Here is a 25326-nt window from a genome sequence, read left to right as displayed (position 1 = left end):
GTCTCCTCAGGCGGGGGCGGGAGCGGCGGCGGCCGAGACCGCGGCGCCCACGAGCTTGCGGGCCGCCGGGTAGTTGGCCTTGCCGGTGGCGCTGCGCGGGATCTCGTCGACATAGGTGACCGCGCGCGGCAGCTTGTAGCCGGACAGGTCCGCCCTCAGGAACGCGCGCAGCTCCTCCACCGACGGCCGGTTCTCGCCGCGTGGCTGGATGACCGCCGAGACGGCCTGGCCGTAGTTCTCGTCGGCGACCCCGACCACCAGCACGTCGTAGACGTCGGGGTGGGCCTTCAGCGCCATCTCGACCTCCTCGGGGTAGACCTTCTCCCCGCCGGTGTTGATGCAGTTCGACCCGCGGCCCAGCAGCGTGACCTTGTTGTCGGCCTCGATACGGGCGAAGTCGCCGGGCACCGAGTAGCGGGTGCCGTCGATCTCGATGAACGTGCGCGCGGACTTCTCGGGGTCCTTGTAGTAGCCGAGCGGGACCGACCCCGACCGGGCCAGCCGCCCGACGGCGCCGACGTTCGAGGCGAGGTCGAGGATCTTGTTGCCCTCGTCGAGGACGACGGACTCCGGACCGAGGCTCACGACGCAGCCCTCGCCCTTGATGTTCTCCGCGTCCTGCAGGCCGGTGCCCTGGAAGCCGGTCTCCGACGAGCCGACCGAGTCGGTGAAGAACACGTTGGGGAAGGCCGCCATCCACCGCTCCTTGACGGGACGGCTGAAGATGGCGGCGCTGCTGGCCACCGCGACGAGCGACGAACCGTCGTACCCGCCGCTCTCGTACGCCTCGATCAGCGGCCGGGCCATCGCGTCGCCGGTCATGAAGATCAGCTGGACCTTCTCGCGGTCGATGATCTCCCACGTGCGCACCGGGTCGAACTTCGGCTCGAGGATCGTCAGGTGACCGGCGAACAGGTGCATCAGCAGCCCGGCCTGGGCCCCGCCGTGCATCAGGGGGCTCAACGGGAACGTGACCATCCGCGGATCGGTCGCCTGCTTGGACTGGTCGTACTCCCCCAGGGGCTCGCCGGTGTAGAAGTCGATGCCGCCGCCGAGCACGCGCCAGAAGTCCTCGTGGCGCCACATGACGCCCTTGGGGAAGCCGGTCGTCCCGCCGGTATAGATGATGTGGATGTCATCGGGGCTGCGCTCCCCGAAGTCGCGCTCGGCGCTCTGCCCGGCGAGCGCCTCGTCGTAGTGGACGCCGCCGTACGACGAGAAGTCGGACCGGTCGGCGGGATCCAGCGCGTCGTCGAGCACGACGGCCGTGCGCAGCCGCTCGTGCTTGGGCCAGCACGCGGCCACCAGCGGTGCGTAGGAGCGCTCGTGGATGAGTGCGACGACGTCGGCGTTGTCGAAGATGTAGTCGAGCTCGCTCTCGACGTAGCGGTAGTTCACGTTGATCGTGGTCGCCCGGATCTTCACGATCGCCAACGTCGCGACGACGTGCTCGATGCTGTTCTTCGCGTAGATCGCGACGTGATCGCCGGGGCCCACGCCCTGGGCCAGCAGGTGGTGTGCCAGGCGGTTGGCGTCGGCCTCCAGCTCGGCGTACGTCACGGCCCGGTCACCCACCTTGAGGGCGAGGTTGTCGGGCGCGGCATCGACGGCGTGTTCGAAGAGGTCAGCGATGTTGTGAGCCACGCCGCGAGACTAGAACACGTTCTCGTTTTTGGCTAGGCTGCCCGCCATGACCTCCCCCCGGACCAGCGCGGGCCCTGATGCACCCCACTGTCTCGTCGAGCAGGACGGCCACAAGCTCGTCGTCACGATGAACCGGCCCGAGGCCCGCAACGCACTCTCCGGGGAGATGCTCGCGATCATGGAGGAGGCGTGGGACCGCGTCAACGAGGACCCCGACATCCGCGCCTGCATCCTCACCGGCGCCGGCGGCTACTTCTGTGCCGGCATGGACCTGAAGGCGGCCACGAAGCGCTCGCCGGACGAGAGCTTCCGATCCGGGTTCGATCCCTCGGTCATCAAGGGGCTCCTCAAGGGCTTCCGCCTCACCAAGCCCCTGATCGCCGCCGTCGAAGGTCCGGCGATCGCGGGCGGCACCGAGATCCTGCAGGGCACCGACATCCGGATCGCCGGCGAGTCCGCTCGCTTCGGGATCTCCGAGGCGCGCTGGAGCCTGTACCCGATGGGCGGCTCCGCGGTCCGGCTGCCCCGCCAGATCCCCTACACGGTCGCGATGGACCTGCTGCTGACCGGTCGGCACATCCAGGCCCCCGAGGCGAAGGAGATCGGGCTGATCGGCCACGTCGTGCCCGACGGCGAGGCACTCGCCAAGGCGCACGAGATCGCCGACCTCGTCTGCGCCAACGGGCCACTGGCCGTCCAGGCGATCCTGAGGACCGTCCGCGACTCCGAGGGCCGGCACGAGGAGGAGTGCTGGGCCGACGACGCGTCGGTCGGCATGGCGGTCTTCGCCTCCGATGACGCCAAGGAGGGCCCGCGGGCCTTCGCGGAGAAGCGCGCCGCGCAGTTCCAGGGCCGCTGACCTGGGGGTTCGTCATCGCGGCGGCGGGCACGCTGGCAGACTGGGGACGTGCCGTGGCCGACCTGGGACCAGGCCGCCCTGGCCGCCGTCCTCAGCCTGATGCTGGGGTGGCTGCTGCGTCGGGTCCGCTCCGATGCGGCGCGCGCCCTCGAGCCCGCCGCCATGGAGTTCGCGCTCGTCGCGGGCCTGTACGCCGTGTGGCGCCTGGCCCGGAAGCTCCCCCTCGCCACCGACTCCGGCGCGATGGAGCGCGGCCGTGACATCGACCGGTTCCAGCAGGCGCTGCACCTGCCGACGGAGCTGTCGCTCCAGCAGCTCGTGCTCCGGCACGACTGGCTCGCCTCGCCCACGACGTTCTACTACGCGGCCGTGCACGTCCCGGCCCTCATCGCGTTCCTCGTCTGGCTCTTCGTCCGCCACCGCGACCACTACCCCCACTGGCGCAACGGCCTGGCGCTGGTCACCGCGGCCTGCCTGGTGATCCGGTTCGTCCGGGTGGCACCGCCCCGCTTCTTCCCCGACCTCGGCTACGAGGACCTCTCCCACCACTACGGGATCTCGGTCTACGGCTCCGACGTCACGACCGGGGTCTCGGACCAGTTCGCCGCGATGCCCTCCATCCACGTCGCCTGGGCCGCGGTCGTCTCGTTCGGCATTGTCGCGGCCTCGACCAGCCGGTGGCGGTGGTTGTTCCTGCTCCACGTCGTGCTCACCACGCTCGTGGTCGCCGCGACCGCCAACCACTGGTGGCTGGACGGCATCGTGGCGATCCTGCTGCTGGGGGCGGGTCTCGCACTCGACACCACGGTCCGATCGCTGCGGGCGCGGCGGACCCGGGCCCCGGCCGGGCTCGAGGTGGTCCCGGCGCCGGCGTACGCCGAGGAGTGCTGAGCGCCGTCAGAGCGTCGCGCGCAGGTGCCGCAGGCGCCGTTCGTGGTGCGCGGCGGGGACCGAGTGGTCACCGAACCGGTGCACCGCGATCTCCTTCGGCGCGTCGATCTCGTGGTAGGCCGCAAACACCGTCGAGGGCGGGCAGATCTCGTCCATCAGCCCCACGCTCATCAGCGTCGTCGCCCGGATCCGGCGCGCGAGCAACGCGCAGTCGACGTAGCGCAGCGTGTCCAGCGCCCGGTCGGCGAGGTCGACCTGCTGGGAGAGGAAGTTCGCGACCTCCCGGTAGGGGAACTCGCCCGTCAGCCCGACCGCGCGCTGGAGGTCGCAGAGGAACGGCACGTCCGCGTGGCAGACCTTCACGAGGTCCGGGCGCAGGGCCGCGGCGGCCAGCGCCAGCCCACCGCCCTGGCTGACGCCCTGCACCCCGAGACGGGAGGGGTCGACACCCTCGAGCCCGGCCGCGACGTCGACGGCCCGTGCCGCGTCGACGAACAGCCGCGTGTAGTAGTAGCGCGCCGGGTCGGTGATCCCGCGCGTCATGACGCCTGGGTACTCGGGCCCCTCGCCGCGACCGGGGTCGCCGGTGGCGCCGACCGACCAGCCACCGCCCTGGCCGCGGGTGTCCATGACGAGCGTCGCGATGCCGACGGCGGGCAGGGCCAGGTGCTCGACGGGCAGGCCCCGGCCGCCGCCGTACCCGATGAAGGTGACGACGACCGGGACGTCCCCGGCTCCGGGGGGCTGGAGGAACCATCCCCGGATCCGATCCCCGCGCGCGCCGGAGAACTCGACGTCGTGGACACGGACGGCCCCGTAGGCGTCCTCCGCGTGGCGGGTGAGCGTGGGCGGTGCGGCCGCCTCGGCGGCCTCGGCGAGGCGGGCGGCCCAGAAGGCGTCGAGGTCAGCGGGCTCGGGCGTCGAGGTGCGGTAGTCGCGCAGCTCGGCCTCGGGCAGGTCGAACCAGGGCATCAGCAGGCCTCGACCACGACCGTCGGCTCGAGCACGCGCTCCGCGCCGACCTGGCGCGACGGGCCGACGAGCTCGACGGGCACGACCGCGCGGATGTCCGCGCTCGAGGCCCCGATCCGCAGCTCGATGGCGCCGGGCTCGACGATCCGCACCAGGTCGCGGCCGGTGAACGAGGCGAGGTCGGCCGCCAGCTCGAAGCGGACTCGGCGGCGTTCGCCCGGCTCCAGGTCGACCCGGGCCGCGCCGATGAGCTGCTGGACCGGCCGGACCACCGAGGAGACGGGGTCGTGCAGGTAGACCTGGACCACCTCCGACACCTCCCGGTCCGCGTCGTTGGCGAGCTCGACGGCGATCTCGCAGGTGCCCTCGGTGTCCCAGCGCTCGCCCGACACCGCCACCACCGCGCCCCAGGTCGCGGCGGCGTAGGAGAGCCCGTGCCCGAAGGGGAACAGCGGGGTCGGGTCGACCACGCTGACCTCGCTGCGCTGGCCCAGCGGGGCGGCGAGGTACGTCGCCGGTTGGGTCGAGCCGGCGCCCGGGAAGCTGACCGGCAGCCGGCCGGACGGGTTCACGCGCCCGCTGAGCACGTCGGCCAAGGCCCGGGCACCCTCCTCGCCGGGGTAGAAGCCGCACACGAGGCCGGCCAGCCGCGACACCTGGCGGCTCAGGTCGTAGGGGCGACCGACGAGCAGCACCGCGACGACCGGGGTGCCGGTGGCGAGCAGGGCCTCGAGCAGCTCCTCCTGGCGGCCGGGCAGGTCGAGCGTCGCGACGTCGCAACCCTCGCCGGAGGTCCCGTTGCCGAAGAGGCCGGCCTGGTCGCCGAGCACGGCGACGCACACGTCGGCGTCCGCAGCCAGCGCGACCGCCGCGGCGATGTCCTCGTCGGAGCCGCCCAGCACCGGGCACCCCTCGGCGTAGGCGACGTCGAAGTCGTCGGCCAGCGCCTCGCGGACCGTCGGGACCTCGAGCCCCATCTCGATGCCGTCGTAGTGGACGAGGACGTGCATGGGGAACGAGTAGCAGCCCATGAGGGCCTGCGCCGTGTCGGCGCGGGGGCCGACGACCGCGAGACGCGAGCCCGCTGCCAGGGGCAGCGTGCCGTCGTTGGCCAGCAGCACCACCGACCGGCGCGCGAGGTCGCGGGCGATCGCGCGCGACTCCGGGTCGTCCAGGTCGACGTCGCCCACCTCGGCCGGCGCCCAGCCGGGGTCGAGCAGCCCGAGCTCGCACTTCTGGGCCAGCACCCGGCTGAGCGCCTGGTCGACGAGCTTCTCGCCGACCAGGCCGTCCGCGACGGCCTGCAGCAGCGGCTCGTCGTAGGCGTTCGGCGAGGGCAGCTCGACGTCGATGCCGGCCTCGAGCGCGAGGCGGGCCGCCTCCCCCGTGGTCGCGGCCACGTGGTGCAGCGTGCGGAGGAACGCGATCGAGAAGTAGTCCGCCACGACCGTTCCGGAGAAGCCGAGCGTGTCGCGCAGCAGCGTGGTGAGCAGCGCCCGATCGGCGGCAGCCGGCACGCCGTCGGTGTCGGTGTAGGAGTTCATCACCGAGCGAGCGCCGGCCCGCAGCGCCATCTCGAACGGCGGCAGGATCACGTCGGAGAACTCGCGCGGCCCGATCCCCACGGGCGCCAGGTTGCGGGCGGCGCGGGAGGCGGAGTAGCCGGCGAAGTGCTTGAGCGTCGCGACCACCCCTGCCCTCTCGAGTCCGCGCACGTAGGCGCTGCCGATCAGGCCGACGAGGAACGGGTCCTCGCCGAGGGTCTCCTCGACCCGGCCCCAGCGCGCGTCGCGCACGACGTCGAGCACCGGCGCGAGGCCCTGGTGGACCCCGAGCCGTCGCATGCTCGCGGCGATCCGGGAGGTCATCTGCTCGACCAGGCCGGGATCGAACGACGCGGCCCAGCACAGCGGCGAGGGGTACACGGTGGCCTGCCAGGCCGCCAGCCCGGTGAGGCACTCCTCGTGGACCTGGGCGGGGATGCCGAACCGGTTGGCGGCGATGACCTCGCGCTGGCGCTCGGCGAGGGCGCGCAGGCCCTCGGCGGGATGGATCGGCTCGGTGCCGAACGGCCGGGTCAGCTGACCGAGCCCGTCGGCGATGACGTCGGCCCAGGCTCGCGCCCGGCCCATCGCGTCGCGCAGCATCGGTGCCATCTCGCCGACGTCGGGGTCGACGCCCCACACGCCGCTCAGCTGGGCGACCTTCTCGGCGAGCGTCATCCGGCCGATCAGGTCGGACACCCGCTCGTCGACCGGGACGCTGGGGTCCTGCCACTTCTCGGTCACGCTGCTCCTTCAGGTTGCGCCGTGGACTGCCGCGCGACCAGCGTGGTCTCGAGCGTCAGGCGGGTGTCGGCGAGGGTCTCGCCGTCGATCAGGGCCACCAGCAGGCGGATGGCGTCGTAGCCCATCTGCCGGATCGGCTGCTGCACGGTGGTCAGAGGCGGGTCGGCGAGGGCCGACTCCGGGATGTTGTCGAAGCCGACCACCGAGAGCTGCCGGGGCACCGCGATGCCGAGCTCGGCGGCGACCTCGAGGGTGGCGAGCGCCGTCCGGTCGTTGGCGGCGAAGATCGCCGTGGGCCGGTCGTCCATCAGCAGCAGCTCGCGGGCCGCCTCCCGGCCCTGGTCGTGCTCGAAGGCGCCGAGTCGCAGCAGGCTCTCGTCGACCGGCACACCGGCCGCGGCGTGTGCCTCGCGGTAGCCGCGCTCCCGCAGCTGCGCCGAGATCAGGTCGGGACGACCGGTGACCATGCCGATCCGCCGGTGCCCCAGCCCGAGGAGGTGGTCCACACCCAGGCGGGCACCCTGCAGGTTGTCCGCGGCGACCGTCGGGAGGCTGGAGCGACCGGTGTGCGGGTCGACGGCGACGATCGGGCCGTCGTGCTGCACGTCGGTGACGGTCGGCGTGACCAGGACCGCGCCGTCGACGAGCGTGCCCATCAGTCGGGAGAGGTAGCGCCGCTCCCAGCCGACGTGCTCGTCCACGCGACCGCCGGCGGAGTAGGCCACGAGCTCGTAGCCGGTCCCCCGGATCGCGTCGGCGGCGCCCTTGAGGACCTCCGCGCTGAACGGCTCGAAGTCGGCGACCAGCAGGCCGATCACGTTCGTGCGGCTGTTGCGGAGGCTCCGGGCGATCAGGCTGGCTTCGTACCCGAGGCGCTCGACCACCGCCGTGACGTGGTCGAACGTCTCGCTGGCGACGCCGTAGCGGCCGTTGATCACCTTGGACACCGTCGACACCGAGACGCCCGCCTCGGCGGCGACCTGCTGCATGGTCACCCGGCCACCGCCGGACCGTGGCCGGCGGTCCTCGGTCGGCGCGGAGCCGTCCCCAGAGCTCGAGTTCACCTTGACGTCCTCTCCCACATGCCCTCGCGGATCAGCCCTTGACCGCGCCCTGCAACCCGCTCACGATGCGCCGCTGCAACGCCAGGAACAGCAGGAGCGCGGGAATCATCGCGAGCGTCGTGAAGGCGAGCACGCCCGCCGTGTCCGCCGAGTGCTCCGTCGAGTAGTCCGCCACGCCCAGCGGAAGGGTACGCATGTCCTGCTGCAGGAGGAGCAGCGGGAGCAGATACGCGTTCCAGGACCCGACGAACGCCAGGACGCCGGTCGTGATGAGGCCGGGCAGCGACAACGGGAGCGCGAGCCACCGGAAGATCCCGATGCGGGAGGCGCCGTCGATCAGTGCGGCCTCCTCCAGCTCCTTGGGGATCGCCATCAGGAACGGCCGGAGGATCACGACGGTGATCGGCAGGGCGAACGCCGCCTGCGGCAGCGCCACCCCCCACCAGCTGTTGCCCATGTGGAGGTCGCGGGTGACCAGGATGAACAGCGGGATGATCGCGACCGCGGCCGGGAACAGCAGGCCGAGCACGAACACCATGAACAGCGGTTCGCGCAGCTTGAACTGGTCGCGCGCCAGCGGGTAGGCCGCCATCACCCCGAACAGCACCGCGACCACGGTGGTGATCACCGCGATCACCGTGGAGTTGAGCGCGTAGCGCCAGAAGTCCGGGTTGGTGACGACCCCGCTGTAGTTGGAGAAGACCCACGGGTCGGGCAGGCCGGCGGGGTCGCGGGCCAGCTGCTCGTTGCTGCGGAATCCGCCGAGGGCGCCGTACAGCACGGGGCCCAGCGTCAGGGCGACCGCTGCGAGTGCCAGGAAGTAGACCAGCGGACCGCCGCCGCCGAACTCCTTCTTGCGTCGCGATGCCATGTCCTTCACCTCATCGCTCGGTCTGGGTGTCGCGCCGGAGCACGAGCATCTGGTAGGCCAGCGCCATCACGAAGCCGATGACGAACAGCACCACGGACGCCGCACCGGCGATGCCGTAGTTGTGACGCTGCGTGCCCTGGTTGATCAGGTAGGTCGCCATCGTCGTGGTGGCGTTGGCGGGCCCGCCGCCGGTCAGGATCCAGACCATGTCGAACAGCTGGATCGAGCCGATCATCGACAGGAACGCCCAGGTCCTGATCGTCGGGCCCAGCAGCGGGATCGCGATCCGTCGTTGCGTCTGCCACCAGCTGGCGCCGTCGAGCTGGGCCGCCTCGTAGAGCTCGTCGGGCACGCTCTGGAGACCGGCCATGAAGAGCAGGATCGCCAGACCCAGGTACTTCCACGTCAGCACCGCGAACACCGTCCACAGCGCGAGGTTCGGGGTCCCGAGGAAACCCTGCTCCGGTGGCGTGAGTCCGACCCCGGATATGAGGCCGTCCACGACACCGGACTCCGGCTGCAGCAGCTGGAACCAGATCACGCCCGCGATCACCTCGGCCACGACGTACGGCACGAAGACGATCGTGCGCAGCAGCCCGCGGAACCGGATCTTGCGGTTCAGCAAGAGCGCCACCGCCAGGCCGAGGGGCAACTGGACGAGGATGGAGAGCACGACGATCGTGAAGTTGTGCACGACGGCGTCGGTGAAGACCTCGTCGGTGAGCACTCGGTCGTAGTTCCGCCAGCCGACGAAGTCGTCCATCGGGCCGAAGCCCTTCCAGCGGTAGAACGACATCCGCACCGCGGAGGCGATCGGCCAGACGACGAACAACGCCATCAGGGTCAGCGCCGGAGTCACGAAGAGCGTGATCTCGAGGCGCTGGCGCCAGGGACCGTCCTGCCGGGGGGTCACCCGGCGCGACCTCGCGCGCCGGGTGACCTCCGCATGCGCGGGTGCCGCGGTGACGGCGGCGCCCTCGTGAGACATCGTCAGATCATCCCTGGTCGGCCGCGGCCTGCTGCGTGGCGTCCACGACGTCCTGCGGCGAGGCCTTGCCGGCGAACAGCAGCGCGATCTCGTCGTTCATCGCGCCACCCACGGACTCACCGAAGGCGGTGTCGAAGTACAGCTGCACGAACGGCGCCGCGTCGCGGACCTCGAGCAGGCCGGCGAGGGCCGGGTCGGACACCGAGCCGGACGCCGCCGGGTTGGTCGGCAGGCCCATGTCGTTCTCGGCGAAGCCGATCTGGACGTCGTCGGAGAGGAGGTACTTCACGAACTCGACGGCCTCGTCGGGCGCGCCCTCGGAGACGGCCCAGGCGTCGCCGCCACCGAGCTGCGCCGCGGGGTCGCCCGCGCCGTCCTCGACGGCCGGGAACGGGAACCAGCCGGTCTTGTCGCCCAGGCCCTGGCCGTTGTCGGTGAGGCCCTGCATGACGCCGGGCTCCCAGTGTCCCTGCATCTCCATCGCGACCTTGCCGGTGGCCAGCAGGCCGGACGCGGAGGTCGCGCCCTCCTGGGCCGGGGTGCTCAGGAAGCCGGGGTTGAACGGCTCGGTCTTGAGCAGGTCCTCGACGACCTCGCCCGCCTTGACGAAGCACGGGTCGGAGAAGTCCAGGCTGGTGACCGCGCCCTTGAGCACGTCCTCGGAGCAGGACCGCAGCGCGGTGTAGTACCAGTAGTGCGCGGCCGGCCACTTGTCACCGGCGCCGACCGAGATCGGGGTGATGTCAGCGGCCTTGAGCTTCGCGATCGTGTCGTAGAGGTCCGACATCGTGGTCGGGGTCTCGGTGATCCCGGCCTTGTCGAACAGGTCGGTGTTGTACCAGAAGCCGACGACGCCCAGCGAGAACGGCAGCGCGTAGGTCTTGCCGTCGACCTGCCAGCCGGCCACCGACCCGCCGATCTTGTCGATCTCCTCGGACGCGTCGTCGGAGATGTCGCGGACCAGGCCCGCCTCGACGTGGTCGGCCAGCTCACCGCCGCCACGCTCCATGTAGATGTCGGGCAGGTCGCCGCTCTGGAAGGAGGCCGCGAGCTTGTCGACCATGTCCTCGTGGGCCATGGCGGAGATCTCGATCTTCACCCCCGGGTGGTCGGCCTCGAAGTCCTTGGCCACCTGCTCGTAGTAGCCCTTCCCGGGCTCGTTGTTCGAGTTGTGCCACCACGTGATCGTGGTGTCGCCACCCTTGCTCGACGAATCACCGTCGCTGTCGCTACCGCAGGCCGATGCGATCAACATCGCACCGACGGCGAGCACGGCGAACGCCGCGCTTCGAGTCTTCCGCCTCATTGGGAACCCTTCCATGTCGCCCACGACCGTTGTGGGACGTCCGTCACACACCACGAAACGTGCCACTCCCTCTTGCGCATGTCAATCGTTATCGATAACGATTTCCATGTGATCGCGCTCTCTTCCTCCCACCGCTCCCACGCCACGACGGTCTCCCTGCGCCACCCCGACGGGTCGCCCTGGTCCGGCGCCGAGGTGACCGTCCGGCAGGTCCGGCACGCCTTCGCCTTCGGCAACATCGGCTTCGACTTCGTCGACCTCGCGGCGGCCGAGGTGGGCATCGGCTCGAACGGTCCGCACGTGTTCGGCGGCGCCGACCGCGACTCCGCCGAGCGCCTGGTCGAGCTGTGGCTCGACGTGTTCAACACCGCCACGCTGCCGTTCTACTGGGCCGGCTTCGAGCCGGTCGAGGGGCAGCCGGACACCGAGCGGCTGCTCGCCGCGGCCCGCTGGTTCCGCGAGCGCGGCGTCTCGCTGAAGGGCCATCCCCTGGTGTGGCACACCCTGGCCCCCGACTGGCTGCGCGGACGCGCCGACGAGGAGGTCGAGGACGTCGTCCGCGCCCGGGTGCGTCGGGAGGTGGGCACGTTCGCCGGACTGATCGACACCTGGGACGCGATCAACGAGGTCGTGATCATGCCGGTGTTCGACAACGAGGAGCACCAGAACGCTGTGACGCGGCTGTGTCGCCGGATCGGCCGGATCCCGACGGTCCGGCTCGCCTTCGAGGAGGCGCGAAGCGTCGGCGCCGGCGTGCGGCTCGTGCTCAACGACTTCGACATGTCCACCGCCTACGAGTGTCTCATCGAGGGCGTCCTCGAGGCCGGCATCCAGGTGGATGCGATCGGGCTGCAGAGCCACATGCACCAGGGCTACTGGGGCGAGGAGCGGACGCTCGCCACGCTCGAGCGTTTCGCTCGCTACGGGCTGCCCCTGCAGATGACCGAGACGACCCTGCTCTCCGGCGATCTGATGCCTCCGGAGATCGAGGACCTCAACGACTTCCAGCCGCCGACCTGGCCATCGACTCCCGAGGGCGAGGAGCGGCAGGCCGACGAGGTGGTCCGCCACTACCGGACGTTGCTGTCCCACCCCGCGGTCGAGGCGGTCAACTACTGGGGCATCACCGACCGCGGCGCCTGGCTCGGCGCGCCGGCCGGGCTGGTCCGGGCGGACGGCACGCCCAAGCCGGCGTACGACGCGCTACGCCGACTGATCAAGCAGGAGTGGTGGCTCGCCCCCACGGCGCTGCGCACCGACGACCACGGGAGCGTGCCGGTGACCGGCTGGGCGGGCGACTACGAGATCGAGGTCGCGGGCGAGGCGCACCCCTTCACGATCGCCCCGGACGGGGCGCCCGTCGAGGTGGTCGTCGGCTAGCCGACCGCCCGCTCGCCGGTCCAGTACCGGGCGCGCAGCGCCTTCTTGTCCGGCTTGCCGAGCGCGGTCAACGGCAGGGACTCGGCGACGACCACCTGTTTGGGCGCCTGCACGGAGCCCTTGCGCTCCTTGACCATCTCCTGGATCTCGGCGGTCATCGACGCGATCGCGTCCTCGTCCCTCGGCGCCTCGGAGCGCAGCACGACGATCGCGGTCACCGCCTCGCCGAACTTCTCGTGCGGGGTGCCGATCACCCCGACCTGGGCGACAGCCGGATGCGCGGCCACGACGTCCTCGACCTCGCGGGGGAACACGTTGAACCCACCGGTGACGATCATGTCCTTGGTGCGGTCGACGATGTACCAGAACCCGTCCTCGTCCTCGCGAGCGACGTCGCCGGTGTGCATCCAGCCGTCGCGGAAGGTCTCGGCGGTGGCGTCGGGAAGGTTCCAGTAGCCGCCGGCCAGCAGCGGGCCGGCGACGCAGATCTCGCCCGGCTCCCCCACCGGCACCCGCCGGCCGTCCTCGTCGAGCAGTGCCGTCCGGACGAACGCCGACGGCCGGCCGCACGACGCGAGCCGTCGCTCGTCCCCCCCGTCCCGCACCGCCGCGGCGTGGTCGTCCTTCGCGAGGTAGCTGATCGCCATCGGCGCCTCGGACTGCCCGTAGTACTGGGCGAAGATCGGGCCGAAGCGATCGATCGCCTCGCGCAGTCGCACCGGGTTGATCGCGGACGCGCCGTAGTAGACGGTCTCCAGCGACGACAGGTCCCTGGTCCGGCTGTCGGGGTGGTCCAGGAGCGCGTAGAGCATGGAGGGCACCAGCATCGTGGCGGTGATCCGCTCCTCCTCGATGGTGCGCAGCACCTCGGCCGGGTCGAACTTCGCCAGCACGTAGAGGCAGCCGCCCTTGAGCACGGTGGGCACGAAGAACGCCGCGCCGGCGTGCGAGAGCGGCGTACACATCAAGAAGCGCGGCGACTCCGGCCACTCCCACTCGGCCATCTGGATCTGGGTCATCGTGTGCATCTGCCGCGACGTCCCGATGACGCCCTTGGGCCGGCCGGTGGTGCCGCCGGTGTAGGTGATCGACACGATGTGGTCGGGGTCGAGCGTGGCGGCCTCGAGAGGCATGGGGTCGAAGGACGCGGCGGCCGCGGTGAGGTCGAAGCCGACGTGGCTGAGCTCCTGGGGCACCGGGCCGATCGTGAGGACCTTCTCGAGCTTGGGGCAGCGCTCCAGCAGCCCGAGCGCGCGCTCGACGAACATCGGGACCGGATCGATCGTGATCGTGGTGATCTCGGCGTCGTTGATCACGTACGCGTGGTCGTCGAGCGACCCGAGCGGGTGTAGCGACGTACGCCGGTAGCCCTGGGTCTGTCCGGCCCCGAGGATGAACAGCACCTCGGGACGGTTGAGTGCGAGCAGCGCGCCGGCCGTCCCCCTGCCCGCCCCCAGGGCCTCGTAGGCCTGGACGTACTGACTCATCCGCTCGGCCGCCTGCCCGCCCGTGATCGTCGTGTCGCCCAGGTGCATCACCGGCTTGTCCCGATGGCGCTTGAGCGCGGCCACCATCAGGTGGCCGTTGTGCGTCCCGGTCCGCATGTCGTCGGTCATGCCACGAAGGGTAGAACGTGTTCCAGTTTCGTGCCAGTGGGGTGGGCTACGCCAGCAGCTCCGCGACCGAGCGGACCTCCTCGGCGGAGCGGCAGCTGAGCAGCAGCGTCGTCACGCCGGTCTCCTCCCACTGCGCGACCTTCTCCTTGACCTCGCCGGCGGTGCCGATGATGTGCATGTCGTCGACCAGCTCGTCGGGGATGAGCGCGGTCGCTCGGTCCTTCTCCCCCGCCAGGTAGAGCTTCTGGACCTCCGCCGCGAGGTCCTCGTAACCCATCCGGACGAACACCTGGTTGTGGAAGTTCGCCTCCTTGGCGCCCATGCCGCCCATGTAGAGCGACACGAACGGCCGCATCGCGTCGACCACCGCGGCCTTCTCCTCCGCGTCGGACACCACCTGGAGGTGGCACGTCGCGGCGATCTCGAAGACCGCCCTCGTACGCCGGGCGCCGGGCCGCGCGAAACCCTCGTCGAGCCAGGGCTGGTACATGCCGGCCGACTTGGGCGTGTAGAAGATCGGGATCCAGCCGTCGGCGATCTCCGCGGTCTGCGCGACGTTCTTGGGGCCCTCGGCGCCGAGCCAGATCGGCACGTCGGCGCGCAGTGGATGGACGATCGGCTTGAGCGGCTTGCCGAGCCCCACCGAGCCCTCGCCGTGGAACGGCAGCGGGTAGTGCGGCCCGGCGTTGGTCACCGGCGCCTCGCGGGCGAGCACCTGGCGGATGATGTCGACGACCTCGCGGGTGCGGGCCAGCGGCTTGGCGAAGGGCTGGCCGTACCAGCCCTCCACGACCTGCGGTCCGCTCACGCCCATGCCGAGGATCACCCGGCCGCCGGAGAGGTGGTCGAGGGTCAGCACGTGCATCGCGATCGACGTCGGCGCCCGTCCGGACATCTGCACGATCGACGTACCGAGCCTGATCCGCGAGGTCTCCCGACCCCACCAGGCCAGCGGCGTGAACGCGTCACTGCCCCACGCCTCCGCGGAGAAGATCGCGTCGAAGCCGGCGTCCTCGGCCGCGGCGACGAGCTCCGCCACGCCCTGCGGGGGCTGCGCGCCCCAGTAGCCCAGCTGCAGTCCGAGCTTCATGGGTCTCTCCTGTCGACGTGTCTTGCTTTCGGTCACTGAGCTCGTGGTTTTCGGTCACTGAGCCTTGTCGAAGTGTAGAACGTGTTCTAGTTTCGGACCATGACACGAACACTGTCAGCACCGGTCACCGTAGCGTTCGACTACACCCGCTCGACGGGACCGGTCCTCGGGCGCTTCCTCACCGGCCTGCGTGACGCGACGGTCGTCGGCGCGCGCACCTCCGACGGCCGCGTCGTCGTGCCGCCGCCGGAGTTCGATCCCGTGACCCACGAGGCGGTGAGCGACTTCGTGGAGGTCGCCTCGACCGGCACCGTGACGTCGTGGACCTGGGTGCCCGAGCCGGTGAAGGACCAGCCGTTCGACCGGCCCTTCGCGTTCGCGCTGGTGACGCTCGACGGCGCCGACACCCCGTTGCTGCACGCGCTGGACGTCTCCTCGCCCGACGAGGTCAGCACCGGGATGCGCGTGCAGGTGCGGTGGGCGCAGCAGCGGGTCGGGGCGATCACCGACCTGGTCTTCGAACCCGCCACCGACTCCGGTCCGACCGGCACCGAGGCGCTTGGCGACAACCCGGTCACGGGAGTCGTCACACCGGTCTCCCTCGACTACATCTACGCCGCGAGCCCCGAGGAGTCGGCGTTCTACCGCGGCCTCAACGAGGGCCGCATCGTCGGCCAGCGCTGCCCCGCGTGCCAGAAGGTCTACGTGCCGCCGCGCAGCGCCTGCCCCAGCGACGGCACGCCGACGGCCGAGGAGGTCGAGGTCTCCCAGACCGGGACGATCACGACGTTCTGCGTGGTGAACGTGCCGTTCCTGGGGCAGAAGATCACCCCGCCGTACGTCTCCGCCTACGTGCTCCTCGACGGCGCCGACATCGCCGTCCTCCACCTGATCCTCGGCGTCCCGGCCGAGGAGGTCCGGATGGGGATGCGGGTCAAGGCGGTGTGGAAGCCCCGCGAGGAGTGGACGTACTCGCTGGAGAACATCGACCACTTCGAGCCCACCGGCGAGCCCGACGCCGACTACGAGTCCTACCGGCACCACCTCTGACCAGCGATCCGAGAGGCAGCAGATGAGAGACGTTGCGGTCGTGGGCTTCGCCCAGCGACAGATGGCACAGTTCGACGGGTCCCCGACGTGTGTGGAGCTGCTGGTCCCGCTGTTCGGGGAGTGCTACGAGCAGACCGGCTGGACCCGGCGGGACATCGGGTTCTGGTGCTCCGGGTCGTCGGACTACCTGGCCGGCCGGTCGTTCTCGTTCGTCCAGGCCGTCGACGCGATCGGCGTCATCCCACCGGTCAACGAGTCGCACGTCGAGATGGACCTCGCATGGGCGATGTACGAGGCGTGGCTGAAGATCCAGACCGGCGAGGTCGACACCGCGCTCGTCTACGCGTTCGGCAAGGCGTCCGCAGGGGTGCTGCGGCGTACCCTCGCGCTCCAGCTCGACCCGTACACGATGACGCCGCTGTGGCCGGACACCGTGTCGCTCGCCGGTCTCCAGGCGCGGGCCGGCATCGACGCCGGCGCGTGGGACGAGCGCGCGATGGCCGAGGTCGCCAACCGGTCGCTGACCGACGCCGAGAAGAACGAGTACGCGATCCGCAAGGGCGGCTCCTCGGTCGACGACCTCCTCTCCCGGCCGATGTACGCCGACCCGCTGCGCAAGCACGACTGCGCCCCCGTCACCGACGGCGCGGCCGCGATCGTGCTCGCGGCCGGGGACAAGGCGCGGGAGGTGCGCGAGCGGCCCGCGTGGATCACCGGCCTCGCCCACAATGTCGACCCGATCAGCATGGGGACCCGCGACCTGACCCGCGCCCCGTCCGCGGCGCGCGCTGCGTCGGGCGTGGACCTCGACGGGGTCGAGGTCGCCGAGCTGCACGCGCCGTTCAGCCACCAGGAGCTGGTCCTGCGGCGCGAGCTCGGCCTGGCCGACGACGTCCGGATCAACCCGTCCGGCGGCGCGCTGACCGGCAACCCGATGTTCTCCGGCGGCGGCATCCGCGTCGGCGAGGCCGCCTCCCGGATCTGGTCCGGCGAGGCGTCCAAGGCCGTCGCGCACGCGACGTCGGGGCCCGCCCTGCAGCAGAACCTGCTCTGTGTCCTGGAAGGACGGATCTGATGGCCAAGCAGCCCGCCGCCGTGGTCGGCGTCGGCCAGACCCACCACCGCGCCAAGCGCGAGGACGTCTCGATGGCCGGCCTGTGCCGCGAGGCGATCGACCGCGCCCTGCTGGACGCGAACATGACCCTCGACGAGATCGACGCGATCGTCGTCGGCAAGGCACCGGACCTGTTCGAGGGCGTGATGATGCCCGAGCTGTTCCTGGCCGAGGCGCTCGGCGCGGCCGGCAAGCCCCTGCTGCGCGTGCACACGGCCGGCTCGGTGGGCGGGTCCACCGCGATCGTCGCGTCCTCGCTCGTGCAGGCCGGCGTGCACCGCAAGGTGCTCACCGTCGCCTACGAGAAGCAGTCGGAGTCCAACGCGATGTGGGCGCTCTCGGTGCCGCTGCCGTTCAACATGCCCGTGCACGCGGGCGCCGGCGGCTACTTCGCCCCACACGTGCGTTCCTACATCCGCCGCTCCGAGGCGCCGACCCACGTCGGCGCGATCGTCGCGGCCAAGGACCGGCAGAACGCGCTGAAGAACCCGTACGCACACCTGCGCAACCCCGACACAACCGTCGAGTCCGTGCTCGCCTCGCAGATGCTGTGGGACCCGATCCGCTACGACGAGACCTGCCCGTCCTCCGACGGCGCCTGCGCCCTGGTGATCGTGTCGGAGGACGTCGCGGCCGCCTCGCCCAACCCGGCCTGGATCCACGGCACGGTGATGCGCTCGGAGGCCACGACCGCCGCCGAGCGCGACCAGGTCAACCCGCAGGCGTCCCGTGACGCCGCCGCCGCGCTGTGGAAGCAGGCCGGCATCACCAACCCGATCGAGGAGATCGACGCGGCCGAGATCTACGTGCCGTTCTCATGGTTCGAGCCCATGTGGCTGGAGTCGCTCGGCTTCGCCGAGGAGAACGGCGGCGGCTGGCGGCTGACCGAGTCCGGCGCGACCGCGATGGACGGCCAGCTCCCGGTCAACTGCTCGGGCGGCGTGCTCTCCTCCAACCCGATCGGCGCGTCGGGCATGCTGCGCTTCGGCGAGGCCGCGCTCCAGGTGCGCGGCGCCGCCGGTGAGCACCAGGTAGACGGCGCCCGTCGGGCGCTGGGCCACGCCTACGGTGGCGGCTCGCAGTTCTTCGCGATGTGGGTCGTCGGGTCGGAGAAGCCCTCCAACTAGGCGCGACACGCCGGCGGGTTTCACCGGTCGGCCGGTGAAACCCGCACGACACGCCGAGGGGTATCGGCGTGTCGTGCGGGTTTCGGCTGACAGGTTCGCCGTGAGCGAACCGCGGCCCCCTGGCGGCCATCCGTGCGTAGAGTCGGGCCATGGGTGACGTCGTCGCATTCCCGGTCCCGCCGCAGCGCTCCCCCGCGCCCAGCCCGGCTCCCGAGCCCGAGCCGCTGTGGCGCGAGGCCGTCGGGCACGAGCTGCGCGAGGAGCGGCGTACGACGGGCCGGACGCTCGCCGACGTCGCCGAGCAGGCCGGCGTCTCGACGCAGTACCTCTCCGAGGTCGAGCGCGGCCGCAAGGAGCCGAGCTCGGAGGTGCTCGGCGCGGTGGCGGGCGCACTCGGGTTGCGCCTGGTGGACCTCACCTCGCGCGTGAGCCGCCGGCTCAGCGGCGGGAGCATCTCCGGCCCGGTCTGCCTGGCCGCGTGAGGTTGACCCGCCCGAAACTTTCGGGCGGGTCAACGGGGTCAGTAGCCCGGGACCACCTTCCGCAGCTCGTCGAGCGAGATGTTGCCGGTGACCTGCACGCCGTCCGGGGTGTACTCGGGCTTCAACCGCCCGCTCAGCAGCCGGACCAGCGCCTCCTGCTCCCCCTCGAACCTCGCCGTGGCGCCGGCGAGCTCGGTGCTGACCGCGACCTGGTCGGCGACGACCAGCCCGCCGCCGGGGATCGCCACCCGGGCGGGCTCCGCGAGCCGGTCCGGCTTGGCGGCGAAGCCGAGCAGGAAGGCCAGCGGGCCGGCGTACAGCTCGACGAGCAGCTGAGCGGAGTCGGGGTTGATCCCGGCCGACGGGTCCAGGCCGACCCGGACGTCCCAGGAGTGGGCCGCGACCTCGTTGAGGCGCATGCCGAGCGCGACGAGCAGCGGCACCGGCTCGGGCAGGAACCCGAGGTCGACCAGGAGCGAGTCGCGCTGGTCGGGCGACAGCGACTCGACCGTCTCGACGTACGCCGTGTCGTGCTGGACGAACCCCGCCGCCTGGTCGACGGGGGTCGCCGCGTCCCACCGGGCCCAGACGTCCTCGTTGGCCTCCGCGTCCGCCGCCTGGCCGGCCGCCCGGAGGATCGGCTTGCGCAGGATCTCCGCGCCGCTGCCCAGGTGCGAGAGCACCTGCGCGATCGTCCACTCCGACGCACCGCTGGGCCCCTCGAGCTGCTGGTCGGTGAGATTCGGCAGCAACGACACCAGCGTGTCGTGCTCGGCGCGCAGGGCGGCCACGGTCCGGTCCACGAGTGCGCTCATGCCCGGCCCAACCGGTCAGGCGGACGGTTTCTTCCTGCTGTCGAGGACCGCGTCGGCGAGTCCGTAGGACACGGCCTGCTCGGCGGACAGGATCAGGTCCCGGTCGGTGTCCTCGCGGACCTGCTCGACCGACCGACCGGTGTGGCGCGAGAGGATCTTCTCCATCTCCGAGCGCAGCCGGACGATCTCCTTGGCCTGGAGGGCGAGGTCGGGCAGCGTGCCCTGGCCGCCGCCGGACGGCTGGTGCAGCACCACCCGGGCCCGCGGCAGGACGGTCCGGCTCCCGGGGGCACCGCCCGCGAGCAGCACCGCGGCCGACGAGGCCGCCTGGCCCACGCACGTCGTGCCGACCGGCGGACGGATGAACTGCATGGTGTCGTAGATCGCGAGCATCGCGGTCACCGAGCCGCCCGGGGAGTTGAGGTAGAGGCTGATCGGCTGGTCCGGGCTCTCGGACTCCAGGTGCAGGAGCTGGGCGATGACGACGTTCGCGACACCGTCGTCGATCTCGGTGCCGATGTAGACGATGCGGTCGGTGAGCAGCCGGCTGTAGATGTCCACGGCGCGCTCGCCGCGGACGGTCTTCTCGACGACGCTGGGGATCGTGTAGGTCGACATCGGCGTCACCGCAGCCCGAACGAGGGGCTGGGCTTCGGCGGGGTGACCGCCCAGGCCTCGGTGAGCACCTCGTCGACGAACCCGTAGTCGCGCGCCTCCTCTGCGGTGAACCAGCGGTCGCGCAGCGAGTCGCGCTCGATCACCTCCACCGGCTGGCCGGTGTGCTCGGCGATGAGCCCGAGCACGACGTTCTTGGTGTGCTCGAGGTTCTCGGCCTGGATCTCGATGTCGATCGCGGTGCCACCGATGCCGGCCGAGCCCTGGTGCATCAGGACCCGCGAGTGCGGCAGCGCGTAGCGCTTGCCCGGCGTACCGGCGGCGAGCAGGAACTGGCCCATGCTGGCGGCCAGGCCCATCGCGAGGGTGCTCACGTCGTTGGGGATCAGCCGCATGGTGTCGTAGATCGCGAGCCCGGCGCTGACCGAGCCGCCGGGCGAGTTGATGTAGAGCGCGATGTCGCGGGTGGGGTCCTCGGCGGAGAGCAGCAGCAGCTCGGCGCAGAGCTTGTTGGCGATCGCGTCGTCGACCTCCTGGCCGAGGACGAGGATCCGCTGGTGCAGGAGCCGATCGGCGGCGGACAGGCCGGCCGGCGTGGATGTCTGGGTCATGGCTCGAGCCTGCGGCGTACCCCGCCCGGACTCCAGCGGATCCGCTCCCAGCGGATCCGCCCTGAGCAGAGGAGCTCGCGGGCCGCCTCGATAGGGTCGCCTCCATGATCGAGCTCCGCACCCCCGCCCAGATCGAGCAGATGCGTCCCGCCGGCCGGTTCGTCGCCGACGTGCTCACCGCGCTCGCCGAGCGGGCCGACGTCGGCGTCAACCTGCTGGAGCTCGACGCGCTCGCCCACGACATGATCCGCGAGCACGGCGCGGAGTCGTGCTACATCGACTACCACCCCTCGTTCGGCGCCTCCCCGTTCGGCAAGGTGCTGTGCACCTCGGTCAACGACGCCGTGCTGCACGGGCTCCCCCACGACTACCGGCTCGCCGACGGCGACCTGCTGAGCGTCGACTTCGCGGCCAACGTCGACGGCTGGGTCGCCGACTCCGCCCTCAGCCTGGTGGTCGGTACGCCGCGTCCGGAGGACCTCGAGCTGATCGAGGTCACCTCACGGGCGCTGGACGCCGCGATCGCCGTCGCCCGGCCCGGCAACCGCCTCGGTGACATCTCCGCGGCGATCGGCGAGACCGCACTCGCCGCAGGCTTGAAGGTCAACCTCCAGTTCGGCGGCCACGGGGTGGGACGCACCATGCACGGCGAACCGCACGTCTCCAACGACGGTCGGGCCGGCCGCGGGCTGAAGCTGCGGCCGGGCCTGGTGATCGCGATCGAGCCGTGGTTCCTGCACACCACCGACGAGATCTACACCGATGCGGACGGCTGGACCCTGCGCAGCCAGGACGGCTCCCGCGGGGCGCACATGGAGCACACCGTGGCCATCACCGAGGATGGCCCGCTGGTGCTCACGGCGCGTAGCTGACCTGCAGCTCCTTGATGCCGTTGACCCAGGAGTGCCGCAGCCTCTTGGCGTCGGCGAGCCGCGTGATGTCCGGGGCGTAGTCGGCGATCGCGTCGAAGATCACCCGGATCTCCTGGCGGGCCAGGTTGGCGCCGAGGCAGTAGTGGGCGCCGTGGCCGCCGAAGCCGAGCTGTGGGTTGGGGTCGCGCAGGATGTTGAACGTGTAGGGGTCCTCGAACACGTCCTCGTCGAAGTTCGCGCTGGCGTAGAACAGCGCGGCGCGCTGCCCCTTCTTGAACTGCACGCCACCGACCTCGACGTCGTCGAGCGCGGTGCGCTGGAACACGCTCACGGGCGTCGCCCAACGAACGACCTCGTCGACCATCGTCGCCGGCCGGTCGCGCTTCCAGATCTCCCACTGGTCGGGGTTGTCGAAGAACGCGTTCATGCCGTGCGTGATCGCGTTGCGGGTCGTCTCGTTGCCGGCGACCGCGAGGAGGATCACGAAGTAGCCGAACTCGTCGTCGGTCAGGCCGCGCTCGCCCTTGTGTGCGTTGATGAGCTTGGTGATCAGGTCGTCGCGCGGGTTGGCCTGCCGGTCGGCGGCCAGCATCATCGAGTAGCCGAGGATCTCGGCCGCGGCGACCTCGTTGTTGCCGGCGTAGTCGGGGTCCTCGCCTGCGAGCATCTGGTTGGACCACTCGAAGAGCTTGTGCCGGTCCTCCTGCGGCACGCCGATGAGGTCCGCGATGGCCTGCAGGGGCAGCTCGGCGGCGATCTCCTCGACGAAGTTGCCGGTGCCGCGGCTCACGGCGTCCTTCACGATCGACGCGGCCCGCTGGACCATCTGGTCCTCGAGCTCGGCGATCGAGCGGGGCGTGAAGCCGCGGGAGACGATGCCGCGGGTCGCGGTGTGCTCGGGCGGGTCCTGGTTGATCAGGATCACCCGCTGGAGCTCGACCTGCTCGCGGGCCATCTCACCGGGGAACCGGATGATGGCGCCGTTCTCGTACGTCGACCAGTTCTTGCTGTCCTTGGAGATCGCGGAGACATCCGCGTGCCGGGTGACGGCGTAGTAGCCGGTGCCGGACTCCTCGGTGAACCCGCTGCGGGGCTCCCAGGGCTGCTCGATCCAGGTGATCGGGGCGTGCTGACGGACCGCGCGGAACTGCTCGTGCGGAATCGCCTGCTGGATCAGGTCCGGGTCGGTGAAGTCGAAACCCTCGGGCAGGACGTCGGATGCGGTCACGGGAGCTCCCTCAACGAATCTGGCTCAACGTCTGACTGGAACACGTTCTAGTGACAGAGACTACATACCGAAGGTACGCATGGGAAGCCTTGTCGGGGTTGTCCCGAATGAGAACGTGTTCTACTTTCCTCCCATGGGCACTCCCGTGATCGTCGACGCCGTCCGCACCCCCCTCGGCAAGCGCAAGGGCTGGCTGGCCGGCGTGCACCCCGCCGTACTGCTCGGCTTCGCGCAGCGGCAGGTGCTGGCGCGGGCCGGCATCGACTCCGAGCTGGTCGAGCAGGTCGTCGGCGGCTGCGTCACCCAGGCGGGCGAGCAGTCCAACGACATGGTGCGTCGTGCCTGGCTGCACGCCGGGCTCGCGCAGCACACCGGCGCGACCGCGATCGACGCGCAGTGCGGGTCGGGCCAGCAGTCCGCCCACCTCGTGCACGACATGATCGCGGCCGGCACCATCGACGTCGGCATCGCCTGCGGGGTCGAGGCGATGTCGCGGATCCCGCTCGGCGGCAACGTCCCGCCCGGGCTGGGTGACCCGCGTCCCGACGACTGGACGATCGACATGCCCAACCAGTTCGAGGCCGCCGACCGGATCGCCCGCAACCGCGGCATCAGCCGCGCGGACCTCGACGCGTTCGGCCTGGCCTCCCAGCAGAAGGCACGGGTCGCGGTCGACGAGGGGCGGTTCAAGCGCGAGATCGCGGCGTACGACGCCGCCCCGGTGCTCGACGAGACCGGCGCGCCCACGGGCGAGACCCGGCTGGTCGACGCCGACCAGGGGCTGCGTGACACGACGCTCGAGGGGCTGGCCGGCCTGAAGCCGGTGCTCCCCGACGGCCTGCACACCGCCGGCACGTCCTCCCAGATCTCCGACGGCGCCTCGGCGGTGCTGATCATGGACTCCGAGCGCGCCCACGCCCTCGGGCTGACCCCGCGGGCCCGGATCGTCACCCACTGCCTGGTCGGCTCCGACCCGTACTACCACCTCGACGGCCCGATCGACGCCACCCGGCGCGTGCTCGACCGCACCGGCATGGCGATCTCCGACTTCGACATCTTCGAGGTCAACGAGGCGTTCGCCTCCGTCGTGCTCTCCTGGGCCGGCCAGCACCGCGTCGACCTGGACCGCGTGAACGTCAACGGCGGCGCGATCGCGCTGGGTCACCCCGTCGGCTCCACCGGCACCCGGCTGATCACCACGGCCCTCCACGAGCTCGAGCGCCGCGACGCCACCACCGCCCTGATCTCCATGTGTGCCGGTGGTGCCATGGCGACCGGGACGGTCCTCGAGCGGATCTGAGGGTCACCGGTCGCTCCGCGCACCTGACGTATGTGTCGTCCCCGCCCGCCCGAGGACGACAGATACGTCAGGTGCGCGGACACCACCTCAGGCGCCGTAGACCGGCTCCGGGGCAGGAGCGGCGGTCAGTAGCGCGCGCAGCGCCGGGCCGACCTCGGCCGCCTCCCACCTGCGGCCGAGGTCGTTCGAGGGGCCGTGGGCCCAGCCGGTCTCGACGGTGATGGTCGAGCCGTCGATCTCGATGACCCGCCCGGTCACGTCGCCTGCGTCGGCGGAGGCGAGCCACGCCACAATCGGCGAGTTGTCCTCGGGGAGCGCCATCGCGGAGGTGTCGAAGGCGCCCTCGGTCATCCGGGTGCGCGCGACCGGCGCGATCGCGTTGACGGTCACGCCGTAGCGTCCCAGCTCCTGTGCGGCGACCAGGGTGAGTCCCGCGATGCCGGCCTTCGCGGCAGAGTACGTCGCCTGGCCCACCGAGCCCTGCAGCCCAGCACCCGACGACGTGTTGATGACTCGCGCCGCGCGCTGCCGGCCCTCCTTCGACTCGGTCCGCCAGTAGGCAGCCGCATGCCGCATCATCGCGAAGTGCCCCTTGAGGTGCACCCGGATCACCGCGTCCCACTCCTCCTCGGAGGTGTTGACCAGCATCCGATCACGCACGAACCCGGCGTTGTTGACCACCACGTCCAGGCCGCCGAACGCACGGATCGTCTGGGCGACCAGGTCCGCCGACTGCTCGAAGTCCGCGACATCCGCCTGGTTGGCCACTGCCCGGCCACCGGCGGCGACGATCTCGGCCACGACCTCGTCCGCCGGGCTCTCACCCGTCCCCTCACCGGAGAGCGATACGCCGTAGTCGTTCACCATCACCAGGGCCCCGTGCCGAGCCAGCTCGAGCGCGTGCGCCCGGCCGATCCCGCGCCCGGCCCCGGTGACGATCGCGACGCGACCCTCCAACAACGACGTCATGCGAGTCCCTTCTGGACGACGAGGAACGCGGGAGGCTCTCCCCCGCCGTGACAGGCGATGCTCGCCCCGGAGACGTACGACGCGAGGTCGCTGGCCAGGAACGCCGCGACGTTCCCCACCTCGACCGGGTCGGCCATCCGGCCGAGCGGGATCGTGCGCTCGATCGCGGCCACC

The 25326-nt window shown here is 71.2% G+C and carries 24 protein-coding genes; 9 read left to right on the top strand and 15 right to left on the bottom strand.

From position 1 onward, the window contains the following. Positions 1 to 6 precede the first annotated feature (6 nt). Positions 7 to 1644 (bottom strand): acyl-CoA synthetase, encoded by a 1638-nt coding sequence (locus tag VGD85_RS01095; RefSeq protein WP_331061605.1) that lies wholly within the window; start codon positions 1642 to 1644, stop codon positions 7 to 9. Between the two features lie 46 nt (positions 1645 to 1690). Here VGD85_RS01095 and VGD85_RS01090 point away from each other — a divergent pair, with 46 nt between their 5' ends. Both VGD85_RS01090 and VGD85_RS01085 read left to right on the top strand, forming a co-directional pair. After that, the gene (locus VGD85_RS01090; RefSeq protein ID WP_331061604.1) at positions 1691 to 2503 is read left to right on the top strand and encodes a crotonase/enoyl-CoA hydratase family protein; all 813 of its coding nucleotides are present in this window, start codon (positions 1691 to 1693) and stop codon (positions 2501 to 2503) included. 48 nt (positions 2504 to 2551) lie between these two features. Continuing rightward, entirely contained in the window at positions 2552 to 3394 is an 843-nt protein-coding gene (locus VGD85_RS01085; protein WP_331061603.1) for a phosphatase PAP2 family protein, read from the top strand. Between the two features lie 6 nt (positions 3395 to 3400). Here the strand turns inward: VGD85_RS01085 and VGD85_RS01080 are convergent, their stop codons facing one another. From VGD85_RS01080 to VGD85_RS01055, 6 genes are read right to left on the bottom strand one after another with little or no spacing between them, the layout of a single operon-like run. Then, entirely contained in the window at positions 3401 to 4366 is a 966-nt protein-coding gene (locus VGD85_RS01080; protein ID WP_331061602.1) for an acetylxylan esterase, read from the bottom strand. After that, on the bottom strand, positions 4366 to 6654 hold the full coding sequence (locus tag VGD85_RS01075) for a glycoside hydrolase family 3 N-terminal domain-containing protein (RefSeq protein WP_331061601.1): 2289 nt from the start codon (positions 6652 to 6654) through the stop codon (positions 4366 to 4368). Before VGD85_RS01075 ends, VGD85_RS01080 begins: the two co-directional genes overlap by 1 nt. Next, the gene (locus VGD85_RS01070; RefSeq protein WP_331061600.1) at positions 6651 to 7718 is read right to left on the bottom strand and encodes a LacI family DNA-binding transcriptional regulator; all 1068 of its coding nucleotides are present in this window, start codon (positions 7716 to 7718) and stop codon (positions 6651 to 6653) included. Before VGD85_RS01070 ends, VGD85_RS01075 begins: the two co-directional genes overlap by 4 nt. Before the next feature lie 31 nt (positions 7719 to 7749). After that, a complete protein-coding gene (locus VGD85_RS01065; RefSeq protein ID WP_331061599.1) occupies positions 7750 to 8589 on the bottom strand; it encodes a carbohydrate ABC transporter permease in 840 nt (279 codons plus the stop codon). A 10-nt stretch (positions 8590 to 8599) separates the two neighbouring features. Continuing rightward, positions 8600 to 9577 carry a sugar ABC transporter permease gene (locus VGD85_RS01060; RefSeq protein WP_331061598.1) on the bottom strand — a complete coding sequence of 326 codons (978 nt, stop codon included), beginning with the start codon at positions 9575 to 9577 and terminating at the stop codon, positions 8600 to 8602. 7 nt (positions 9578 to 9584) lie between these two features. Continuing rightward, positions 9585 to 10883 carry an ABC transporter substrate-binding protein gene (locus VGD85_RS01055; RefSeq protein ID WP_331061597.1) on the bottom strand — a complete coding sequence of 433 codons (1299 nt, stop codon included), beginning with the start codon at positions 10881 to 10883 and terminating at the stop codon, positions 9585 to 9587. A 108-nt stretch (positions 10884 to 10991) separates the two neighbouring features. Here VGD85_RS01055 and VGD85_RS01050 point away from each other — a divergent pair, with 108 nt between their 5' ends. After that, entirely contained in the window at positions 10992 to 12263 is a 1272-nt protein-coding gene (locus VGD85_RS01050; RefSeq protein ID WP_331061596.1) for an endo-1,4-beta-xylanase, read from the top strand. Here the strand turns inward: VGD85_RS01050 and fadD8 are convergent. Then, positions 12260 to 13879: a fatty-acid--CoA ligase FadD8 gene (gene fadD8, locus VGD85_RS01045; RefSeq protein WP_331061595.1), complete on the bottom strand. Its 1620-nt coding sequence runs from the start codon at positions 13877 to 13879 to the stop codon at positions 12260 to 12262. The genes VGD85_RS01050 and fadD8 overlap by 4 nt on opposite strands. A 46-nt stretch (positions 13880 to 13925) precedes the next feature. Then, the gene (locus VGD85_RS01040) at positions 13926 to 14969 is read right to left on the bottom strand and encodes an LLM class F420-dependent oxidoreductase (RefSeq protein ID WP_331061594.1); all 1044 of its coding nucleotides are present in this window, start codon (positions 14967 to 14969) and stop codon (positions 13926 to 13928) included. Positions 14970 to 15068: 99 nt separating this feature from the next. Between VGD85_RS01040 and VGD85_RS01035 the strand changes: the two genes are divergently transcribed. The 4 genes from VGD85_RS01035 to VGD85_RS01020 all read left to right on the top strand — a co-directional run bounded on the left by VGD85_RS01035 (position 15069) and on the right by VGD85_RS01020 (position 18742). Beyond that, on the top strand, positions 15069 to 16019 hold the full coding sequence (locus VGD85_RS01035; protein ID WP_331061593.1) for a Zn-ribbon domain-containing OB-fold protein: 951 nt from the start codon (positions 15069 to 15071) through the stop codon (positions 16017 to 16019). A 22-nt stretch (positions 16020 to 16041) separates the two neighbouring features. Next, positions 16042 to 17094 carry a thiolase domain-containing protein gene (locus VGD85_RS01030; RefSeq protein WP_331061592.1) on the top strand — a complete coding sequence of 351 codons (1053 nt, stop codon included), beginning with the start codon at positions 16042 to 16044 and terminating at the stop codon, positions 17092 to 17094. Continuing rightward, positions 17094 to 18260: a thiolase domain-containing protein gene (locus VGD85_RS01025; RefSeq protein ID WP_331061591.1), complete on the top strand. Its 1167-nt coding sequence runs from the start codon at positions 17094 to 17096 to the stop codon at positions 18258 to 18260. Before VGD85_RS01030 ends, VGD85_RS01025 begins: the two co-directional genes overlap by 1 nt. Positions 18261 to 18409: 149 nt before the next feature. After that, a complete protein-coding gene (locus tag VGD85_RS01020; protein ID WP_331061590.1) occupies positions 18410 to 18742 on the top strand; it encodes a helix-turn-helix transcriptional regulator in 333 nt (110 codons plus the stop codon). A 38-nt stretch (positions 18743 to 18780) separates the two neighbouring features. On the opposite strand, the gene VGD85_RS01015 is transcribed toward VGD85_RS01020, so the two are convergent. The 3 genes from VGD85_RS01015 to VGD85_RS01005 are packed head-to-tail and all read right to left on the bottom strand — an operon-like array spanning position 18781 to position 20783. Next, positions 18781 to 19557 carry a maleylpyruvate isomerase family mycothiol-dependent enzyme gene (locus VGD85_RS01015; protein WP_331061589.1) on the bottom strand — a complete coding sequence of 259 codons (777 nt, stop codon included), beginning with the start codon at positions 19555 to 19557 and terminating at the stop codon, positions 18781 to 18783. A 15-nt stretch (positions 19558 to 19572) separates the two neighbouring features. Beyond that, entirely contained in the window at positions 19573 to 20175 is a 603-nt protein-coding gene (locus VGD85_RS01010) for an ATP-dependent Clp protease proteolytic subunit (protein ID WP_331061588.1), read from the bottom strand. Between the two features lie 5 nt (positions 20176 to 20180). Continuing rightward, the gene (locus tag VGD85_RS01005; RefSeq protein WP_331061587.1) at positions 20181 to 20783 is read right to left on the bottom strand and encodes an ATP-dependent Clp protease proteolytic subunit; all 603 of its coding nucleotides are present in this window, start codon (positions 20781 to 20783) and stop codon (positions 20181 to 20183) included. A 104-nt stretch (positions 20784 to 20887) separates the two neighbouring features. Here VGD85_RS01005 and map point away from each other — a divergent pair, with 104 nt between their 5' ends. After that, positions 20888 to 21655, top strand: coding sequence for a type I methionyl aminopeptidase (map, locus tag VGD85_RS01000; protein WP_331061586.1), 768 nt, complete (start codon positions 20888 to 20890; stop codon positions 21653 to 21655). Here the strand turns inward: map and VGD85_RS00995 are convergent. Then, entirely contained in the window at positions 21639 to 22883 is a 1245-nt protein-coding gene (locus VGD85_RS00995) for a cytochrome P450 (protein ID WP_331061585.1), read from the bottom strand. The two genes, map and VGD85_RS00995, sit on opposite strands and share 17 nt — an antisense overlap. Before the next feature lie 133 nt (positions 22884 to 23016). On the opposite strand from VGD85_RS00995, the gene VGD85_RS00990 reads away from it, so the two are divergent. After that, positions 23017 to 24183 carry a steroid 3-ketoacyl-CoA thiolase gene (locus VGD85_RS00990; RefSeq protein WP_331061584.1) on the top strand — a complete coding sequence of 389 codons (1167 nt, stop codon included), beginning with the start codon at positions 23017 to 23019 and terminating at the stop codon, positions 24181 to 24183. An 87-nt stretch (positions 24184 to 24270) separates the two neighbouring features. On the opposite strand, the gene VGD85_RS00985 is transcribed toward VGD85_RS00990, so the two are convergent. Continuing rightward, a complete protein-coding gene (locus tag VGD85_RS00985) occupies positions 24271 to 25152 on the bottom strand; it encodes an SDR family oxidoreductase (protein ID WP_331061583.1) in 882 nt (293 codons plus the stop codon). Further along, on the bottom strand, positions 25149 to 25325 hold the full coding sequence (locus VGD85_RS00980; protein WP_331061606.1) for an SDR family oxidoreductase: 177 nt from the start codon (positions 25323 to 25325) through the stop codon (positions 25149 to 25151). The genes VGD85_RS00985 and VGD85_RS00980 overlap by 4 nt, the downstream gene beginning before the upstream one ends. Position 25326: the final 1 nt, after the last annotated feature.

It is taken from the genome of Nocardioides sp. (genome assembly GCF_036401255.1).
Taxonomy (GTDB): domain Bacteria; phylum Actinomycetota; class Actinomycetes; order Propionibacteriales; family Nocardioidaceae; genus Nocardioides.
The sequence above is the reverse complement of the archived record's forward strand: the minus strand, read 5'-3'. Positions and strand labels throughout refer to the sequence as shown.

Bases quoted from the DNA above. Each gene is read 5' to 3' on its own strand.
- VGD85_RS01090 (WP_331061604.1), top strand. From the start codon at position 1,691: ATGACCTCCCCCCGGACCAGCGCGGGCCCTGATGCACCCCACTGTCTC.
- VGD85_RS01080 (WP_331061602.1), bottom strand. From the start codon at position 4,366: ATGCCCTGGTTCGACCTGCCCGAGGCCGAGCTGCGCGACTACCGCACC.
- VGD85_RS01065 (WP_331061599.1), bottom strand. From the start codon at position 8,589: ATGGCATCGCGACGCAAGAAGGAGTTCGGCGGCGGCGGTCCGCTGGTC.
- VGD85_RS01060 (WP_331061598.1), bottom strand. From the start codon at position 9,577: ATGTCTCACGAGGGCGCCGCCGTCACCGCGGCACCCGCGCATGCGGAG.
- VGD85_RS01055 (WP_331061597.1), bottom strand. From the start codon at position 10,883: ATGAGGCGGAAGACTCGAAGCGCGGCGTTCGCCGTGCTCGCCGTCGGT.
- fadD8 (WP_331061595.1), bottom strand. From the start codon at position 13,879: ATGACCGACGACATGCGGACCGGGACGCACAACGGCCACCTGATGGTG.
- VGD85_RS01040 (WP_331061594.1), bottom strand. From the start codon at position 14,969: ATGAAGCTCGGACTGCAGCTGGGCTACTGGGGCGCGCAGCCCCCGCAG.
- VGD85_RS01035 (WP_331061593.1), top strand. From the start codon at position 15,069: ATGACACGAACACTGTCAGCACCGGTCACCGTAGCGTTCGACTACACC.
- VGD85_RS01030 (WP_331061592.1), top strand. From the start codon at position 16,042: ATGAGAGACGTTGCGGTCGTGGGCTTCGCCCAGCGACAGATGGCACAG.
- VGD85_RS01025 (WP_331061591.1), top strand. From the start codon at position 17,094: ATGGCCAAGCAGCCCGCCGCCGTGGTCGGCGTCGGCCAGACCCACCAC.
- VGD85_RS01020 (WP_331061590.1), top strand. From the start codon at position 18,410: ATGGGTGACGTCGTCGCATTCCCGGTCCCGCCGCAGCGCTCCCCCGCG.
- VGD85_RS01015 (WP_331061589.1), bottom strand. From the start codon at position 19,557: ATGAGCGCACTCGTGGACCGGACCGTGGCCGCCCTGCGCGCCGAGCAC.
- VGD85_RS01010 (WP_331061588.1), bottom strand. From the start codon at position 20,175: ATGTCGACCTACACGATCCCCAGCGTCGTCGAGAAGACCGTCCGCGGC.
- VGD85_RS01005 (WP_331061587.1), bottom strand. From the start codon at position 20,783: ATGACCCAGACATCCACGCCGGCCGGCCTGTCCGCCGCCGATCGGCTC.
- map (WP_331061586.1), top strand. From the start codon at position 20,888: ATGATCGAGCTCCGCACCCCCGCCCAGATCGAGCAGATGCGTCCCGCC.
- VGD85_RS00990 (WP_331061584.1), top strand. From the start codon at position 23,017: ATGGGCACTCCCGTGATCGTCGACGCCGTCCGCACCCCCCTCGGCAAG.
- VGD85_RS00985 (WP_331061583.1), bottom strand. From the start codon at position 25,152: ATGACGTCGTTGTTGGAGGGTCGCGTCGCGATCGTCACCGGGGCCGGG.